This window comes from Nonomuraea turkmeniaca (assembly GCF_005889735.1).
Lineage (GTDB): Bacteria > Actinomycetota > Actinomycetes > Streptosporangiales > Streptosporangiaceae > Nonomuraea > Nonomuraea turkmeniaca.
Genome location: NZ_VCKY01000012.1, coordinates 1 through 17,257, shown reverse-complemented (window position 1 = coordinate 17,257; position 17,257 = coordinate 1). Strand labels below are relative to the sequence as shown.

Below are 17,257 nucleotides of genomic sequence, written 5' to 3'. Positions count from 1 at the left end.
CTTCGGTGAAGTCCCTGATCATCGCCTTGGCGCTCGTCGCCGCCATCCCGCTCCCCGCTCACGCCGATCACCGTACGCCGCGTGACTTGCGCGATCTCGCGCACCAGACCGGCATCAGGATCGGCAGTGCCGTCGACATCGCCTCCCTGCGCGACGAGGCCGACTACCGCAAGGTGCTGAACCGCGAGTTCACCCACGTCACCGCGGAGAACGCGATGAAGTGGGAGTCGGTCGAGCCGGAACGGGGCGTCTTCACCTGGGCCGACGCCGACGCGCTGGTCGACAACGCCCGCCGCAACAACCAGAAGGTGCGCGGCCACACCCTGGTCTGGCACAACCAGCTGCCGGCGTGGCTGACGACCGGCGTCGAGAACGGCACCATCGACGCCGCCGAGCTCAGGAACATCCTGCGTGACCACGTCACCACCCAGGCGCGCCGCTACAAGGGCAAGATCAGGGCCTGGGATGTGGTCAACGAGGTGGTCAACGACGACGGCACGATGCGGCAGAGCATCTGGCTGACCCACCTCGGCCCCGGCTACATCGCCGACGTCTTCCGCTGGGCCCACCGCGCGGACCCGCACGCCAAGCTCTACATCAACGACTACAACCTGGAATGGAACGTCCCCAAGATCGAGACCACGCTCTCGATCGTCAAGGACCTGCAGGCGCAGGGCGTCCCGATCCACGGCATCGGCTTCCAGGGCCACCTCGGCATCCAGTACGACTACCCCGGCGACTGGGCGAACGTCATGCGCCGCTTCGCCGACCTGGGCCTGGAGGTCGCGGTCACCGAGATGGACGTGCGCATGGTGCTGCCGGTGACGCCCGAGAAGCTGACCACCCAGGCCGAGTACTACCAGCGGGCGCTGACCGACTGCCTCAGCGTCAAGGCCTGCCGCGAGTTCACCGTCTGGGGCTTCACCGACCGGCACTCGTGGGTGCCCGGCTGGTTCGAGGGCGAGGGCGCGGCCTGCCTGCTCGACGAGAACCTGGCGCCCAAGCCCGCCTACCACGCCCTACTGGGGGTCAAAAAGGCATAGCTCAAAAGATTTCCGGCCGCCGTGTCGATCCGGCGTGGGCACGTTCGACGCGATCAGTGAGAAGACGATTTCGCCAGTGAAAGGGATCGCGTCATGCAGAAGATCACCACGTACCTCTGGTTCGACAACCAGGCCGAGGAGGCCGCGCAGTTCTACACCACGCTGTTCGCCGACTCCCGCATCCTGGAGGTCCAGCGCTACCCCGAGGGTGCGCCGGGCCCGGCGGGCACGGCGATGGTCGTCACGTTCGAGCTCTCCGGCCAGCGGTTCATCGCGTTGAACGGCGGCCCGCAGTTCACGTTCAACGAGTCGATCTCCCTCTACGTCGACTGCGAGTCGCAGGAGGAGGTCGACGAACTGTGGGCCAAGCTCACCGACGGCGGCGAGGAGTCGCAGTGCGGCTGGCTGAAGGACAGGTGGGGCCTGTCCTGGCAGATCATCCCGCGCCGGCTGACGGAGCTGCTGAGCGACCCCGACCCGGCCACGGCGCAGCGTGCCATGCAGGCGATGCTCGGCATGCAGAAGATCGACGTCCGGAGCCTGGAGGAGGCCGCCAAGGGCTGACGGTCCTCGGGTGGCCGCTGAGTATCTCATCGGCCACCCGGTTCGGCCAGCCCGTACGGCAGGTCGGGCCGCTGCGAGGCGATGTGCAGTAACCGGTTGTACTTGATCACCCGCTCGCCACGCGCCGGCGCACCCGACTTGACCTGCCCGCACCCGCCGGCCACCGCCAGCTCGGCGATGAAGTCGTCCACGGTCTCGCCGGAGCGGTGGGAGACCATCCGCGCGTACTCGTGCTTGCGGCACACCTCCATGGCCTGCAGCGTCTCTGTGACGGTGCCGACCTGGTCGACCTTGATGAGCGCGGCGTTGGCGATCCCCGCGGTGATGCCCTGCTCGATGATGGCGGGGTTCGTGACGAACACGTCGTCACCGACCAGTTGCAGCCGCTCGCCGAGCCGGTCGGTCAGCTGCCGCCAGCCTCCCGTGTCATCCTCGGCCAGGCCGTCCTCGATGCTCCAGATCGGGTAGTCGGCGGCGAGCTCCGCGTACAGCTCGATCAGCTCCAGGCTGGACAGGCGCTCGCCGGCCACCTGGTACGCGCCGTCGGCGCGGCGGAAGCGGGAGGCGGCCGGGTCCAGCGCGATGGCCACCTGGTCGCGGGCGGGGGTATAGCCGGCGTCGTCGATCGCCTCCACCAGCGCGGCCAGCACTTCGCGCGGGTGCGTGAAGTCGGGCGCGAAACCGCCGTCGTCGCCCTGACCCGTCGGCCGCCCTGCCGCGGCCAGATTCCTCCGCAGCACGGCGTAGATCTCGGCCCCGGCCCGTACGGCCTCCGCCATGGAAGGCGCCCCGATCGGGGCGATCATGAATTCCTGGAAGTCGAGCTGGTTGGAGGCGAGCATTCCGCCGCTGACGAGGTTGAAATGCGGCACCGGCAGCCGCGGCCGCACGGTGTACGGGCTGAGGAACTCCCACAGCTGCTGCCCCTGGGAGGCGGCCACGGCCCGCGCGGTGGCCATCGAGACGCCCACGGTGGCGTTGCCGCCGAGCCTGCTCTTGGCCGCGGTGCCGTCCAGCTCGATCAGGGCCTGGTCCACGTCCGCCAGCGAATGCCACGGCCGGCCCTTGAGCCGGTGGAAGATCGAGCCGGTGACGAGGGCCGCCGCCCGGGACACGCCCGCGCCGCCGTACCGGCTCATGTCACCGTCACGCAGCTCGACGGCTTCCTTCGTGCCGGTGGACAGGCCGGAGGGCACGCCGGCCCAGCCGGTCGCGCCGCCGGCCAGGGTGAGCGTGACCGACAGGGTGGGGCGGCCGCGCGAGTCCAGGATCTGCATGGCGCCCAGGTCGATGATGTGGAACGCGCACACGACTCCTCCTGATGGGTACATCACGGGTCGTCTTCGACGTTGTCATGGTCGTGTGCGCGTATATAGGGCAAATCATCCTTTATTCCAGCCGGCGACCGGTCAGGGCGCCGTGACGAGACGTCCCATCCGGTAGACGGCCAGGGGGCGCCGCAGCGCGGTGATGTCGGTCAGCGGGTCGCCCGCCACGGCCAGCAGGTCGGCGTCGAACCCGGGCGCGATCATGCCCTTGCGCTCGTCCACCCGGCAGGCCCGGGCCGCGACCGACGTGCTCGCCCTCAGCACGTCGATGGCCGCGTACCCCTGCTCGACCAGCATCTCCGCTCCGTACGGCAGCACCCCGTGCGGCTTGGGCGGCCCGATCCCCGCGTCGGTCCCGATGACGAAGTCCACCCCGGCGGCGTAGAAAGCCTGCACCGCCGCCATCATGCCCGCGATCCGCTGCTGGATACGCGGTGGTGGCGGCACCGGGCTCGGCGCCATCCCCGCCGTGAGGGACACGACGACGTCGGCGGCGGCCAGCCGGGCGATCAGCCCGTAGTCCACTTCGAAGGAGTCCTCGGTGAAGAACGAGCAGTGCTCGATCGAGTCGAAGCCGGCCTCCAGCGCGTGCGAGATCCCCTCCGCGCAGTGGGCGTGCCCGGTGATCGGCAGGCCGTGCGCGTGCGCCTCGTCGGCCGCCGCCTTCAGCTCGGCGAGGCCGTACTGGAGCAGGTGCGAGTGGGTGCCGGCGGTCATCTCGCCGCCCGTCACCATCATCTTGATCACGTGTACGCCCCGCGCCGCCCGCTCCCGCACGGCCTCGCGTACCCCTTGTTCGCCTGCCGCCGCACCGCCCAGGAACCAGCAGTGCCCCTTGGGCGTGGTGATCGGCGGCCCGGCGGAGAGGATCTCCGGGCCGTCGAGACCGAGGTCGAGCCGTAGCGCCAGATAGTCCCGATCGCCCAGGTCGCGCACCGTGGTCACGCCGGCCGCCAGGTGTTGCCGCGCCGCCGACCGCATGCGGTCGGCGAGCCCTGGCTGCTCCAGCGTGCCCACGACGTCGAGTCCGGCGTCGAAGGCCAGGTGGACGTGGCAGTCGATCAGTCCGGACAGCAGCGTGGCATCACCCAGGTCGACCGTGGCGGGCGCGTCGCCGGTGACGTCGGCGACGCGCCCGTTCTCGACGATCACCACGCGGTCGTGGTGCATTTCCCGGCCGTCGAAGAGACGGCGAGCACGTAACGCGAGCATGCCGCCACCGTCCCAGGGCCGCGGCGGGAACGCCTGAGTACGCCTTACTCAATCTCAGGGGCGCGGGACCGCGATGCCGCCGTAGCGGTCCCAGCCCTGGGAGATGCGGTCATGGTATTTGGCGGCCTCGGCCGCGTCCCTGACCCAGTCCCACTCGCCACCGGCCGCCGGCACCGGATAGGTCCGGATCTGTTCGGCGACGCGCTGGGCGTCGTCGAGCCCGTCCCAGATGAGCCGCTTCATTTTCGTCGTCCGCTGCTGCTCGTCGCGCACGTAGATCCGGTATCCGAAGTACGCCGCCGCGACCGCCCGGTGCAGCCTGGCGGTCAGCACCGTCCGCTCGAAGTACGCCTTGAGCTGCTCGAAGTGCTCCGGCTTCAGGTCTCGCCCGGCCTTGACGACGTCCCGCAGCGCGCTCTCCGCCACCCGCACCCCATGATCCTTCTCCGTGAGCACGTACTCCAGGTACTTGGGCGTCATGTGGTCGCCCATGGTCACCCAGCCCCTGTCCAGCACGTACTGCGCCTCCCTGGCCAGCGTGGGGTCGGTCTTGCAGGCGGCCGGCGACAGATGGTCGACCACGTCGATCCAGAAGTGGAAGCGCTTGTTCACGCCATGACGCACATAGGTGACGGGCGGGTCGATCCACTTGCCCGCCACGCTGCGGTGATAGCTCGAACAGTACGGCTCGTAGTCGAGCCGGGAGTGGTTCGCGGTGTTCGTGCCCAGGCTGTAGAGCACCGAGGTGACGATCTCGTACGACTTCGACAGCGCCGAGGCGACGTCCCGCGCGGCCCGCGGCCCGTACGTCCTGGCCGCGAACTCGTGGTAGATCGTCTCCACACTCACCCGGGGATCCTCCGTGGCCCGGGCCAGCGCGTACAGGTTGATCTCGGTGGGCGTGCCGATGATGCGGGACTCGTCGTAGCGGTCGGTCCTGGCCACGTAGCCGATCACGTTCGGCAGCGTCTGGTAGTGACGCAGCCGTTGGACGTGCTCCTCCGGCCACGCGTTCGCGATCTTCCCCTGGCCGTTGTACTCGCCGGCCGCGTCGTACTCGACGAGCACGGGGCGGTCGATCCGCGAGATCGTGGAGTCGTTGGGGTGGGTGAGGAAGAAGTCGTGCGGCGTGGCCTTGGCCATCACCTTGACATGCGGGTTGCGGACCAGCGCGATCGCGCCGATCGTCCGCTCCATCTCCTCCGGGAAGTAGCCGAAGGTCCGCAGGTAGAGCCCGAGCCCCCGTTCGTCGACGATGACCTCGGCGACCTGGTCGACCAGATAGGCCAGCTTCTGCTCGGCCGTGGTGAGCTTCGCCGAGTGTTGCCGCTCCACCCGTGCCCCGGTCTCGATGAACGTCAGGATCACGGAGTCGATGTCCGGCACCAGATGGAGCATCTCCCGGTAGTCCTGCTTGAACCACTCCCAGAAGGCCGGATCGTCCAGGTCGATCGTGCCGCCGGGCCCGGTGCGGAACTCGGCGGGGTAGTAGTCCAGGTCGTAGAGCGAGTGGTCCCAGATCGCCACCTCGGCGATCCCGGCGTCGTGGGCCGCCTTGGTGAGCCGGTTGGCCTGCGCCTGCTTGGCGGGCTCCCGCACTTCGCGCAGGTCGTGCACGATCTCGTGGCTCAGCTGCAGATGGTTGATCCGGTACGGCTTCGCGGCGGCGATGACGGCGTCGGCCCCGGCGTCGCTGTCGGACAGGATCGTCCATCCGCGCACCTGACCGGCCTCGGCCCGCGCGCCGGGCATCGCCACTCCGGCCGTCGCCAGCAGGATCAGGACGGCGAAGAGGCGAGGGAGTGCCGTCGCCCCACGGAGTGACGCCATGGACACGCGCCTCATTGCTCCACCCCGTTCACGAACACCTTCCGCAGGGTCAGGTCGTCGGTGAAGGCGATCTTGTTCGGTCCCGCGACGTTCGTGAACGCGCACTTCTCCAGGTGCACCCCGACCAGATGGTCCGTCTCCAGGCCGACCAGATTGAGCACGGCGTCGGCGCCGTCGATCTCGGTCCGCGTCATCCGGATGTCGCGGACGGACACCGGCTCCGTGCCGCCCTCGTTGCTGTTGTAGGCCATGTTGACGAAGACGACCTCGCGGTCCACGTTCTGGCCGGTGAAGTCGCGCACGTGGACACCTTCGATGAAGGCGCCGCGCTTCTTGCTGGCCTTGATGTAGACGGGATACTTCACCGGGTAGTTGCCGGGGAAGTCCGGCGAGTTGATCACGCACCGTTCGGCGAAGACGTCGCGGACGCCGCCGGACATCTCGCTGCCGACCGTGATGCCGCCCCAGCGGCCGGAGAAGTGACAGTCCTGGACGACGATGTTCTCGCTGGGCACGCCTACCCTGCGGCCGTCGGCGTCACGCCCGGACTTGACCGCCACGCAGTCGTCGTTGGTGTTGAACCGGCAGCCGTGGATGTGCACGTACGACGACGCCTCGGGGTCGCAGCCGTCGGTGTTGTAGAGCGTGCTGACGACGGTGATGTCGCGTACGGTGACGTTCGTGCACAGGACCGGGTTGACGGTCCACATGGGCGGCTCGAGGATCGTGACCTCGCTGACCAGGATGTTCTGACATTTCACGAACTGGACCATGGCTGGCCGCAAGTAGTGCCCTGCTCCGAACACGCGCTGCTCGACCGGCACGCCGTCGTCGCCCATCTTCCGCAGCGCCCGCTGGTCGGCGCCCTGGGGCCCGCTGTTGGCGTACCAGCTCTCCCATGGCCCCTGCCTGGCCTGGCCGTCCAGCGTGCCCTTGCCCGTGACCGCGATGTTCCGCTGGCCGTGGGCGTACACGAAGGGGCTGTAGTTGTAGCACTCCGTGCCTTCCCACCGGGTGAAGACGACCGGCAGGTACGCGTTCGGGTCGGGGCTGAAGGCGATCACGCCGCCCTCGGACACGTGTAACTCGACGTTGCTGAGCAGGTGAACGGCACCGGTGAGGAAACGCCCCGGCGGGACCACGACCCGCCCGCCACCGTTGCGGTGGCACTCGCTGATGGCCGCCTTGAACGCGGCCGTGCAGTCGGTCGTCCCGTCGCCCACGGCACCGAAAGTGGTGACATCCCATCTTCGCCGCGGGAACCGGGGAGGCCGGATCTTCTTCAGAATGTGCGGCACCTTGTGCCATGGATCCGATGATCGGGCTTCGGCCTGCGCCGACGCGGTTCCTGGAAGGATCGTGGCGGCTGCGAGAGCTCCGCCGGCTGTCAGTAGAGATCGTCGAGAGTGCATGGGCCACCACCGGGGGTGTGGAGACATCGGATCTCTGTGAGCGTAAATCGCGCCGTGCCGGAATTCAAATCCTTACGAAGTTAATTGCGAGCGCCAGGCCCGCGGTGCCAGGAGTGACAACTCACGCTTTGGTCGTTCGGCGGGCGAGCCATTGCTCGCGAGTGATCGCGTACTCGACTTCGCCAAGGTGACTGCCGGGGAGCGGATCTTCCCAGTCCATGTGGAAGGTACGGATGTGCTCCATGCCGACCGCGGCCATCGTTGCGCGGGAGGCGGTGTTGACCGCCATGGTCTCGGCGAAGATGCGCGTCAACCCGAGATCTTCGAATCCGTGTCGAATGAGCTCGCGGGCCCCCTCGCCGGCCAACCCCTTGCGCCAGTGGCGACGCAGCAGGCGGTACCCGAGCTCGGCCTGTCCTTCGACCGGGCCCTGGTCGGCGCGCTCCGGCGGCTCCAGGATCCACCAGCCGACGAACTGCCCGTCGACGAAACCGGCCCAGAAGCCGAGTCCCGCCACGCGGCTCGCGACCGCCAGCCGCTGGGGATGGAGTGCCTCGACGTCCGCGCGGCTGCGGGCCCGGCCGTTGCCGAGGTAACGCATGACCTCGGGGTCGGCGTCGAGTTCGATCTCGTGCTCGAGGTGCTCGTCGGACAGGGGGATGAGCTCGATGCGGTCAGTTCGCAGTATCGCCTGAGGCATGGGACGCATTCTTGCGCTCGATCCACCCCTGCGGCGAGCCGTTATGCCGCCCGTTCCGGCTTCTTGAGCAGCTCGGTGAGGGCCGAGATGCTGTGCTCGCCGTGACCGGCCGCCACGGCCCGCTTCAGCAGGTCATGAAGCGGGGCCTGCCACGAGACGTCGATGTTCGCCTCCCTGCCGAGGTCCTCGTCGTACGGGATGCCGGCCAGGAAGAGGTTGACGCTGGCTTCGGGGTCGGAATAGGCGCCGCTGTCGATCTCCCGGGCGTAGCCGGGCAGCAGAGAGATGATCATCTCCAGCCACTTGGCGGAGAACCGCACCATGCTGCTCACCTCCAACCCGCGGGCCTGGACGGCGGCGGCGCCCTGGAAGAAGCCGACGAGCGCCGGCAGCAGGGTGGCGCCCACCGCCATCTCGTACAGCTTGGCGAGGTCCGGCTCCACGCCGAGATGCACGGTGTCGCCGCCCATGACCCGCAACGTCGCCAGGTGCTCCGCGAAGACCCTCGGGTCGCCGCCGTAGTACAGCAACGTGTCCGGCGCTCCCACCGCCGAGGGCACGTTCTTGATCGCCCCGTCGAGGCACCGGGCTCCCTGCCCGACCGCCCAGGAGGCCATCTCGCGCGCGCCGGCCGGGGAGCCGCTGTTCAGGGTGACCAAGGCGCGCCCGGTCAGCGCCGCCGCGGCCGGTCCCAAAGCCTGCCGGGTGGCGTCGTAACCGGTCAGGCAGGCGATGACCAGGGGGCTCGCCGCCACCGCGTTCTCGACGGCCTCGGCGTGGCTCGCGCCCTTGGCGGCGAGGGGGGTTGCCCTGGCAGGGGTTCGGTTCCACACGGTGGTCGGGTGTCCGGCCTTGAGGAACGCCTCGGCCAGCGCCGTCCCCATCGAGCCCGATCCAATGATCGTCACAGGTGTCATGGTTCGTACTTTGAAGGAATTACTGACATATGATCAAGTACCGATAATTTTGTCGGGTACTGACAGAGAGGTAAGTGAGGCTTCAATGAAGACACGGGCCTTCACCTGCGGACTCGACGCCGCCATCGCCGTCATGGGAGGCAAGTGGAAGGGCCTGATCCTGTTCGCCCTCCAGGACGGGCCGCTGCGCTTCGGCGAGTTGCGGCGCGCAGTGCCCGGCATCAGCGAGCGGGTGCTGATCCTGCAGCTCCGGGAGATGGAGACGGCCGGTCTGGTGCACCGCGAGGTCTACCGTCAGGTGCCGCCGAAGGTGGAGTACTCGCTCACCGACTTCGGCCGCACCCTCAACACCGCGATGGCACCGCTCGGCGAGTGGGGCGAAGAGCACCTGGACCGCATCGAGTCCATTCCCTGGGACCAGGTCAAGTGATCAGCCGCGGGCGCGCTCAGCAGGCGGTCCGTGCGAAGGCGCCGGTGACGAGGGCGCCGGCGTGGGCCAGGCCGCTGGAGGCCGCGATCTCGTCGAGCGTCTGGGCCTCGCGGATCAGCGCCAGCCGTACTCCTTCCTCCGTGATCGTGAAGCCCTGGACGGCCGGGTAGGGCAGGCTGTTGTACGCCCACGGAGTCGAGAAGTAGTAGGCGCCCGTGTCGTGCAGCACGACGACGTCGCCCTCCTCGAGCTCGGGCAGCTCACGGCCGTGGGCGACCACGTCCCCGGCGAAGCAGCAGGGCCCGGCGACATCCTGCGCGAGCGCCGGGCCCTGCTTCGGGCGCCCCTTGGCGTCATAGGCGCCGACACGCAGCGGCCAGGCGTCCGGCATGAACACGGTCCGGGTGGCGACGTGCGCGCCCGCATGGGTGATCGCGATGCGCCTGCCGCCGGCCTCCTTGGTGTACTCGACCAGCGCGCCGATGAAGCCGTTCTTGGCCAGCAGCGCCCGCCCGAACTCGGTGACCAGCGCGTACCGGCCGTCGAAGAGGTCCGGCACGGCGGCGCGCAGCGCGGCCACGTAGTCGGCGAACGCCGGGGTGACCTCGTCGCCGGCGAAGTTGACGGGCAGCCCGCCGCCGATGTCGAGGCTCGTGACCTGGCGGCGGCCCAGCGTCGCGTTGATCTCCTCGGCCAGCCGGTACGTTTCGGCGATCCCGGCGGCGATCAGGTCGAGCGGGCAGCCCTGGGAGCCGACGTGCGCGTGCAGCCGGGTCAGCCAGGGCCGCGTGGCGAACGCGCGCACGACCGCTTCGCGGGCCCCCGGGTCGCGCAGCGCGACGCCGAACTTCGAGGTCGCGGTCGCGGTGCTCATCGCGCCGATGGACCCCGAACCGACCTGCGGGTTCACCCGCAGCCCGACGACCGAGGCGCAGCCGTCGGGGCGCAGGACGTCGATGCGGCGCAGCTCGTCGAGGTTGTCGGCGTTGACGGCGACGCCGAGCGCGAGGGCCTGGGCCAGCTCCTCGCGGGTCTTCGCCGGGGAGTCGAACACGATCGTCGCGGGGTCGAACCCCGCGTCGAGGGCGATCCGCAGCTCGCCTGAGCTGGCGACCTCGCAGCCCATGCCCTCGGTGGCCAGCAGCCGCAGCACGGGGATCAGCGACGCGGCCTTGGCCGCGAACGTGTGCAGCACACCGGGGCCGAACGCCTCGTGCAGGTCCGCGACGGAATCGCGGACCCCGTCGGTGTCGATGAATCCGGCGACCGGGTGGTCGGCGCCCAGTGCACCCACGTCCACGGCGTGGCGGACGACGTCGGCGACCCTGCTCTGCATCACGTCCAGGCTCCAAGGGGGAGTTTCGGAAGGCCGCATACGAGATTCAGGCATGGACGGGGCCTGAGTCTCCAGCTGTCCGGCCAAAGAGGCTCCCCGATTTTGGCCGATCGGCTAAGGCTTTCTCACCAGCCGGACGGCCAGAGTGATCAGCAGCCGGGTGTCCGGGTCGTCGAGGTCGACCCCGAACCGCTCGCGCGCCCTGCGCAGCCGGTAGCGCAGCGTGTTCGGGTGCAGGACCAGCCGGCGTGCGGCCGTGGTGACGTCCCCGCCCGCGTCGAGGTAGGCGGCGATCGACCCGACCAGATCGCCCCCGTTCGCGATCAGCTCGTGGATGGGCCCGCCGCCGCGCTCCCAGATCGGGCGGACGGCGTCGAGGACGCGCAGGACGTCCAGGCCGGGACCGAGGTCGGTGGCGAGCGCCCAGCGGGTCGCCGCGCCACGCCGGCGCAGCAGCCGCACCACCAGCCCCGCCTCTTCCCGCGACGCCGCCGCGCGCAGCGGGGACGGCACCGGCGACCCGGCGCCCACCCATACCGGCCCCGGATCCGGCGTCGAGCCGCCCCGCCCGGCCGTCTCGCGCGAGTGCGCGGCCAGCTCCCGTGCCAGCGTGTCCAGCTCGCGGGCCAGCGCGGCGGCCTCCCGCGGGCCCGGGTCGCGGACGTCGGCGGCGTCCCGGCCCTCGGCCGGATGCGGAATCGGCAGCAGAGCGGTGACGCGGCCCAGTTCGCGCAGCACGCGCACCTCCGAACGGTAGGAGGCGGCCTGCAGCGCCAGGGCGCCCATGAGCCGGTCGGCGCCCGGTCCCGGCGGGCCGTCCAGTTCGGCGACGACCACGGCGCAGCGCAGGTCGGGTGACAGGCCGAGCGACCAGGCGTGCGTGCTCATGTCGCCGTCGCCGGACAGCAGCACACGAAGCGCGTGCTCCTCCCTCCGGCGCGCCGCGCTCTCCCGCATCCGGTGCTGGACGAGGTACGGCACGGCCACCTCGGCGGCCCGGCTCAGCGCGCTCGCGGCGTTCGGGGTGAGGCTGCGGTCGTCCGCGGCGGCCCAGATGGAGCCGAGCATCTCGCGCCCGCTGCGGATCGCGATGATCAGTCGCTCCGGGGTGTCGCCCTCGGCGGGCCGGTGGATCACCTCGCTGGACGACCAGAGCGCGCGCAGCAGCCCGCTGCGCCGCATCTCGTCGACCCGCCAGTCGGGCACCCGGCCGCCGAGGATGGTCGAGCGGCGCAGCTCGTCCGCCTCGGGGCCGGTGGCCGAGTGGGCGAGGACCCGGAACTGGGTGTCCTCGATGGTGATGGATCCTCCGGTGAACTCGGCGACCACCGACGCAAGGGCCGCCAGGCCGCCTCCGGCCGTCACGTCGGCCATCCGATCGCCCCGTCCGGCCTCGGCGTACGCGAGGGCCGACCGCAGCAGCGTGGCCACGTCGTCCCAGTCGGCCCACTCGGCGCGGGCCAGCAGCGCGACGCCGTACTGCTCGGCGACCACGAGTGCCTCCTCGGCCGGCCCGCGCACGATCACGGCGGCCGCGCCTCGCCCGGCCGCCTCGCGGATCACGATCCCGGGCTCCTCAAGCCCGGCGGCCAGCACGATCCGGTCCTGGTACGACTTGGCGGGCCCTTCGGCGCCGATGACGATGCCGTCGATGCGCATGTCCTGGCCGAGCGGCGCGAGGAGCAGACGAAGGATGCCGCCCTCGTCGAAGGCGAGCAGTTCGCGCAGGCTGACCCACTTCACCCCGTCGAGCTTATGCGCGCTCTCCTGGTCAGCGCGGCGGCGACGGGGCGAGGTCCTGGCCGGCTTCGACGCTCGGCTGTACGCCGGAGGGCGGAGCGGGGACGGTGTCGATGAAGGCGGTGCCCGCAGCGCGGAAGGCGGCGACCCCTAGTTGCACGGCGGCGGGAGAGACCACCTGGTCCTTGATGTGGTAGATCCAGTCCACCTGTTGCCGGTAGGTGCGCGTGGTCGAAGCGCCGCTCAGGTCGATGAACCACTGGTTGAACTGGATACGCATGGGCTGCTCCGGGTAGTGGATGTCGCCGTGGTCGGCAAAGAGACGGCCGTCCACGTAGTACTTCACGCGTTCGCCGGAGACCTGGATGACCAGGTCGTGCCAGCCTTCGAAGCTCGCCCGCTCTGTGGTTTGGGCGTTCACCGCCTGCCACGGATAGGCCCGGTAGGTCTCCCAGGTCGTGGCGTTCAGGACGGTGCCCGGCTCGTCCCAGCCGCCGTTGGGCAGGTACTCGAAGTCCAGCTCGCAGTAGTCGGGGTCCATGTCTCCCCCCGAGGGGGCGATGGTGAAGAACGTCTGGACGACGTGTTCGCCGTCGGCCCCGCTGGTGGGGGTGTCGCTGAAGCGGACTCTGGCCGCGTAGGTGCCTTCGTGGAACTTGTGATTCGCGGTCAACAGGGAGGTTTGCACGGTGCCGGAGGCGGTGCCGTCCGTGGAGGAGTCGAGCGTCAGCAGCCCGTCGGGGAAGCTGACCGCCGACGGCGACCAGGTCGCGCCGCGCACACCCGGGCGGCCGGAACCGGAGCGCACGGTCCAGCCGCGCAGGGCGAGCAGAGGGTCGGAGGAACCGGCGTAGGAGAAGTCGTCAAAGAGCTCAGCGGCGGCGCCCTGCGGGGTTGGTGTGTCCGTACGGCCAGGCGTGCCCCAAACGAGCCTCCCTTGTACGTAGACGGCGACCTTGTCCCAATTGGCATAGGAGCTCTGCACGCCGTAGGAGTGGTCGTCGGACTGGGTGAAAATCCGCCCGTCGGCTCGGGAGAGGCGAAGTTGTATGTCGCCGCTGGTGGCGCCGGGGTTGAGGGTGCCGCCAGTGAAGCCGAGCTCCAGGTACTGGTCATCGCCCGCCTGGCGGACGAACTGGCCGGTGACGGTGGTGCAGCCCACCATCGCCCAGGAGCAGGAGAACCGGTAGGTCTCCGAGCCGGTCAGGTAATAGCGGATCGTGAGCTCGTTGAGCGGGATCGCGGCGGCACCGTCGTTGAAGAGCTGAAACGAGGGCTCGGCCTGGGCCGTGGTGGGGCCGGGAGAGCTGTTCCTGTATTGGAGGCGCACGGTCTGCTGGGCGTCGGTGGTGAGCAGGCACGCGAGACGGATGGCGGCTGTGACGATCACCACGTAGGTGACCATCCTGCGGGCCAGGAACCGCGCCATCATCTCCTCCTCAACCTGCGGCGGCCGGAGACGGGTTCGCGAGTGCGCCCGGAAAACCTCTCAAGATGAGGGCGCCGCCATAGCGCCAGATATATGTCCGCCCACGTCGGTGACCATCACACCTTTAGTCCTGAACCCGGTAATGAGCACGGCAAGGCTGGTGTGGCGAGTTTCCGGGAGCGACCTCCTCCGCGCTCATGAACGCCGGCTGCGCCACTTCCTCGCGGCGCAGCCTTGGGGTGCGGCGGCGCACCGTCGCCCTCACTGGGCCGCCGGCCACCTCCCGCGCCGCCTCCTCGATGCATCACCATCTTGACAGGTGACGCACGGGCTTGCCAGTATCGTCACCAGTTGAACCGGTGACGCATCGCGCGTTCCCGCCGTATTTCCGCCTGCCGAGAAGGGAAAAGCCATGGCTGCCAGTTACACCGGGGTCGTCACCGTCACGGGGGAGGGCCGGAACGGAGGCCGGGTCCAGGCCGACGACGGCCTCCTCGACACCACGCTCGCCATCCCGAAGGAGTTCGGGGGAGCGGGCGGGGCCACCAACCCCGAGCAGTTGTTCGCCGCAGGCTGGGGCTCCTGTTTTCTCGGCGCTGTCAGAAGGGCGGCGGCAACGCGCAAGATCACGCTGAAGAGCACGGAAATCACGGCGGAGGTGACCCTGCACCACGGCGACGACGGCGAGTTCGGCCTCAGCGCCGTGCTCAACCTGGAGCTCGGAGGCGTGGACCAGCAGACGGCCGACGAGCTCGGCATCGCGGCCCACCAGATCTGCCCGTACTCCAAGGCGACCCGCGGCAACATCCCGGTCACCATCAACGCGAAAGCCGCCTGAGGTGCGACCGGCACAGGACGCCGCCGAGACCACTCGGCGTGCCCGCTTCAGTCGGCTGCCCGAGCGGGTCCGGCTCGAGGACACGGTCGAAGAGCGAGCCGCCACCCCGCCGGACCCCGCGCAGCGGGCCTACGACGCGGACGAATGGCTCGTGCGGTACTGCCTATGAAATCTGGAGGGGCATCGTGATGCGCATTCCCAAATCCGTGAGAGCGCTGGCCGTAGCCGCGATTGTGGCGGCCATCGCCCTAGGGTGCCTGGCCCAGGTGTTCTGAGCGGATGTCATCAGGCCGGTCACCGCAGCCTGGCGATGTCCTCTGCCATTGATCTCCGTGGGAGCGACGCTCGACGTGGGACCACGGTGTGCCGGCCGCAAGAACCGAACGCGTCTTGCCGGCACACCGGACAAAGTCCCGAGCCGCGTCGGCTGTCACGGTGTCTGCAGAAGGCGCTTCAGGGTCACAGCCCAGGGGCCGGCTGCCCGGTCCCGCGTGAGGGGGTCCGGGAGCGCGGAGACCTTGGCGCTCCAGTCGGTCCGCGTGACGTAGCGCTCTCCCTGGTTTCGTGTTCGAAGGTGCGGCGCCATTCATGATAATGACGAGCACTCCCATGCAGCGTCACTGCACCCTGAACTTCTTCGCGACTGTGTCGGCCATTGCCGCCAAGTCGCCTTCTGGATCGTAAAAGATGTTGTGATACTCGATGTTCATCTCCCCGCCGAGCACGTTCAGTATCTCTCTGAGCTGACCCTGTTGCGCCTTCATGTAGTGTGGCAACGCGACAATTTTTATGATGCGCAGACTCTCTGGATCCCCCGTGTATCCCGCTCGAATCTCGCCGAGGAGCGCCTGGAGATGCGCGGCGTCCAATGCGACGCAGAGCCACTTGTTCGGTGTGCGCAGACCGAATTTATGGAAGAGTGGATTCGTGAAATCTGGATTAACAAAGTGAATTCGATCACCGTTGCGCTGGATGAGGCCGGCCACCTCGAGGCGGGCGACCAGCTCATTCGCCTCTTGCGTAAGCTGGCTCTCGTGGAACAGGTGAAAATCCACGCCTTCTCTTGCGTCGGCCGGAATGGCGCCGGCATCCTTGAGCCGATCTATAATGCTGGCCCAGAACTCGGATCTGGCCTCGTCTGTGAACGGAAAGTCCGGCCTGCCGTCGGGATGGTGTTCACTGGTGTCATTGTAGTCATCCCCCAAGGATGCGATTCTGATGTCAGCCTCTGGCGCCCGTTCGCGCAACGACATGACCACGGTTCCCGTGAGCGTCAGGCCCCTGCGATCGGCTGGTATCGCATTCTCGTCGGTTATGGGACCGCTGTAGTCGACAAGATATGGCCCAAAGCCCTCGATCACTACAACAACTGGTTCACCCGAGCGAAGCGCGTCAACAATCTCCTGTACCTGGATGTACGAAAAATCAACTCCATTCTCTGTATAATCTGCCTCTATTGTCTCGATTTCGGCACTGATGCTTCTCAGTTGCTTCCTGGAGAAGGTGGAACCGAGGCCTTGCTCGAGCTTCTCCTGGAGGATCGGGCGCCACTTGTCGGCCACCCTCTGTACCCGCCGCTCAACGTCGGAGAGGGAGCGGTCCTCTGGACGTGCGGAAGGCTCTTCCCCGTGCGTGCCGAGCGGGCGGGCCGGCTGTGAGCCTTCCGGCGATGTCCGGTCGATGCGTGCGCCAGCCGGGTCCGGACTTTCAGCGGGTTTGCCGGAGAGCCGCTCGCTCGCCGCGGGGACGGCCGATGGCTTGCGCGTATCGGTGGGTAAGGGGTGCCCGTGCCTGCTCAGTTCGTGCAGGATTCCGTCGATCTCGGATTGGAGAGCGTTGCGTTCGGCATCTGTGGTGGCCGATGCCAGCTTGCGGGTAAGGAGCCGGAACTCGTTGTGGCGGGCGGTGACGCATTGGTCGAGGCCGCCTGTCAGGGTGGGCTGCAGGTGGCGAGCGCGTGATTGCGGGGCGGCTCGGCGTTGGAAGGTGTCGGTGAGTTCGTGGATGACAAGTCTGGCCACCTGGTCGGGGGCCACTCGGGGCGTCAGCCGTACCAGATGCGGGTCGGTTTCGGTGCCTTGGCCCACCCGGGTGCGGCCTAGACGGTTGCGCCCGACCGCGCCGATCTCGAAGCGGAAGTGCTGGATGCCGTTGCCGGTGTCCACGACAAGAGTGCTCGCATCGATCCAGCGCCAGCCCTTGACGTCGGTGCCGAAGTCTGCGGGCAGCGCCTGGGTGTCCAAGGCGGCCCGCACTTCATCGACCGTCAGTTCCTGCAGATCCTGGTGTCGTCCGTCAGGGACGAACCGCGTCCCTGCGATGGGCCCGGCCGCCACCAGGGTGTAGCGGGAACGTCGATCTGCCCCGGTCGGCCCCAACCACCGGTTGATCAGCCCGGCGATGCCGCGCTTTGACGGCTCTGTCCTGCCCGCGGGCTGGGCGTCCTGCGTGTCCTGGTCAGAGACCTGTCTCTTATAC

The 17,257-nt window shown here is 68.8% G+C and carries 15 protein-coding genes; 5 read left to right on the top strand and 10 right to left on the bottom strand.

Annotated features, from left to right (window positions below):
• Positions 1 to 5 precede the first annotated feature (5 nt).
• Both ETD86_RS05340 and ETD86_RS05335 read left to right on the top strand, forming a co-directional pair.
• Entirely contained in the window at positions 6 to 1,043 is a 1,038-nt protein-coding gene (locus ETD86_RS05340; protein WP_138664964.1) for an endo-1,4-beta-xylanase, read from the top strand.
• Positions 1,044 to 1,136: 93 nt separating this feature from the next.
• Positions 1,137 to 1,607, top strand: coding sequence for a VOC family protein (locus ETD86_RS05335; protein WP_138664963.1), 471 nt, complete (start codon positions 1,137 to 1,139; stop codon positions 1,605 to 1,607).
• 26 nt (positions 1,608 to 1,633) lie between these two features.
• On the opposite strand, the gene eno is transcribed toward ETD86_RS05335, so the two are convergent.
• From eno to ETD86_RS05305, 6 genes are all read right to left on the bottom strand, one after another.
• The gene (gene eno, locus ETD86_RS05330) at positions 1,634 to 2,884 is read right to left on the bottom strand and encodes a phosphopyruvate hydratase (RefSeq protein WP_425465614.1); all 1,251 of its coding nucleotides are present in this window, start codon (positions 2,882 to 2,884) and stop codon (positions 1,634 to 1,636) included.
• Between the two features lie 132 nt (positions 2,885 to 3,016).
• Positions 3,017 to 4,147, bottom strand: coding sequence for an amidohydrolase family protein (locus ETD86_RS05325; protein ID WP_138664962.1), 1,131 nt, complete (start codon positions 4,145 to 4,147; stop codon positions 3,017 to 3,019).
• A 54-nt stretch (positions 4,148 to 4,201) separates the two neighbouring features.
• Positions 4,202 to 5,977 carry a hypothetical protein gene (locus ETD86_RS05320; protein WP_211369845.1) on the bottom strand — a complete coding sequence of 592 codons (1,776 nt, stop codon included), beginning with the start codon at positions 5,975 to 5,977 and terminating at the stop codon, positions 4,202 to 4,204.
• 11 nt (positions 5,978 to 5,988) lie between these two features.
• Complete coding sequence (locus ETD86_RS05315; protein ID WP_138664961.1) at positions 5,989 to 7,389, bottom strand: glycoside hydrolase family 28 protein; 1,401 nt, start codon at positions 7,387 to 7,389, stop codon at positions 5,989 to 5,991.
• Between the two features lie 121 nt (positions 7,390 to 7,510).
• Positions 7,511 to 8,089: a GNAT family N-acetyltransferase gene (locus ETD86_RS05310; RefSeq protein ID WP_138664960.1), complete on the bottom strand. Its 579-nt coding sequence runs from the start codon at positions 8,087 to 8,089 to the stop codon at positions 7,511 to 7,513.
• A gap of 41 nt (positions 8,090 to 8,130) precedes the next feature.
• Positions 8,131 to 9,006: an NAD(P)-dependent oxidoreductase gene (locus tag ETD86_RS05305; protein ID WP_138664959.1), complete on the bottom strand. Its 876-nt coding sequence runs from the start codon at positions 9,004 to 9,006 to the stop codon at positions 8,131 to 8,133.
• 85 nt (positions 9,007 to 9,091) lie between these two features.
• Here ETD86_RS05305 and ETD86_RS05300 point away from each other — a divergent pair, with 85 nt between their 5' ends.
• On the top strand, positions 9,092 to 9,436 hold the full coding sequence (locus ETD86_RS05300) for a winged helix-turn-helix transcriptional regulator (RefSeq protein ID WP_138664958.1): 345 nt from the start codon (positions 9,092 to 9,094) through the stop codon (positions 9,434 to 9,436).
• 16 nt (positions 9,437 to 9,452) lie between these two features.
• Here ETD86_RS05300 and ETD86_RS05295 read toward each other — a convergent pair whose 3' ends face one another.
• From ETD86_RS05295 to ETD86_RS05285, 3 genes are all read right to left on the bottom strand, one after another.
• The gene (locus ETD86_RS05295; RefSeq protein ID WP_211369842.1) at positions 9,453 to 10,772 is read right to left on the bottom strand and encodes a type III PLP-dependent enzyme domain-containing protein; all 1,320 of its coding nucleotides are present in this window, start codon (positions 10,770 to 10,772) and stop codon (positions 9,453 to 9,455) included.
• A 114-nt stretch (positions 10,773 to 10,886) separates the two neighbouring features.
• Positions 10,887 to 12,515, bottom strand: coding sequence for a PucR family transcriptional regulator (locus ETD86_RS05290; protein ID WP_246147656.1), 1,629 nt, complete (start codon positions 12,513 to 12,515; stop codon positions 10,887 to 10,889).
• 28 nt (positions 12,516 to 12,543) lie between these two features.
• Positions 12,544 to 13,944, bottom strand: a complete 1,401-nt coding sequence (locus ETD86_RS05285; protein ID WP_138664957.1) for a cellulose binding domain-containing protein — start codon at positions 13,942 to 13,944, stop codon at positions 12,544 to 12,546.
• 409 nt (positions 13,945 to 14,353) lie between these two features.
• Between ETD86_RS05285 and ETD86_RS05280 the strand changes: the two genes are divergently transcribed.
• Positions 14,354 to 14,779 (top strand): organic hydroperoxide resistance protein, encoded by a 426-nt coding sequence (locus tag ETD86_RS05280; RefSeq protein ID WP_138664956.1) that lies wholly within the window; start codon positions 14,354 to 14,356, stop codon positions 14,777 to 14,779.
• 1 nt (position 14,780) lies between these two features.
• Complete coding sequence (locus ETD86_RS54855; protein ID WP_170222894.1) at positions 14,781 to 14,948, top strand: hypothetical protein; 168 nt, start codon at positions 14,781 to 14,783, stop codon at positions 14,946 to 14,948.
• Positions 14,949 to 15,396: 448 nt separating this feature from the next.
• Here the strand turns inward: ETD86_RS54855 and ETD86_RS54850 are convergent.
• Positions 15,397 to 17,257, bottom strand: a 1,861-nt coding sequence (locus ETD86_RS54850) for a hypothetical protein (RefSeq protein WP_170222893.1), incomplete at its 5' end; no start/stop codon positions are given.

Excerpts from the sequence above, each read along its gene's own strand:
- ETD86_RS05280 (WP_138664956.1), top strand. The coding sequence starts at position 14,354 with ATGGCTGCCAGTTACACCGGGGTCGTCACCGTCACGGGGGAGGGCCGG.
- ETD86_RS05305 (WP_138664959.1), bottom strand. The coding sequence starts at position 9,006 with ATGACACCTGTGACGATCATTGGATCGGGCTCGATGGGGACGGCGCTG.
- ETD86_RS05325 (WP_138664962.1), bottom strand. The coding sequence starts at position 4,147 with ATGCTCGCGTTACGTGCTCGCCGTCTCTTCGACGGCCGGGAAATGCAC.
- ETD86_RS05320 (WP_211369845.1), bottom strand. The coding sequence starts at position 5,977 with ATGGCGTCACTCCGTGGGGCGACGGCACTCCCTCGCCTCTTCGCCGTC.
- eno (WP_425465614.1), bottom strand. The coding sequence starts at position 2,884 with ATGCAGATCCTGGACTCGCGCGGCCGCCCCACCCTGTCGGTCACGCTC.
- ETD86_RS05315 (WP_138664961.1), bottom strand. The coding sequence starts at position 7,389 with ATGCACTCTCGACGATCTCTACTGACAGCCGGCGGAGCTCTCGCAGCC.
- ETD86_RS05310 (WP_138664960.1), bottom strand. The coding sequence starts at position 8,089 with ATGCCTCAGGCGATACTGCGAACTGACCGCATCGAGCTCATCCCCCTG.
- ETD86_RS05335 (WP_138664963.1), top strand. The coding sequence starts at position 1,137 with ATGCAGAAGATCACCACGTACCTCTGGTTCGACAACCAGGCCGAGGAG.
- ETD86_RS05300 (WP_138664958.1), top strand. The coding sequence starts at position 9,092 with ATGAAGACACGGGCCTTCACCTGCGGACTCGACGCCGCCATCGCCGTC.
- ETD86_RS05285 (WP_138664957.1), bottom strand. The coding sequence starts at position 13,944 with ATGATGGCGCGGTTCCTGGCCCGCAGGATGGTCACCTACGTGGTGATC.
- ETD86_RS05295 (WP_211369842.1), bottom strand. The coding sequence starts at position 10,772 with ATGCAGAGCAGGGTCGCCGACGTCGTCCGCCACGCCGTGGACGTGGGT.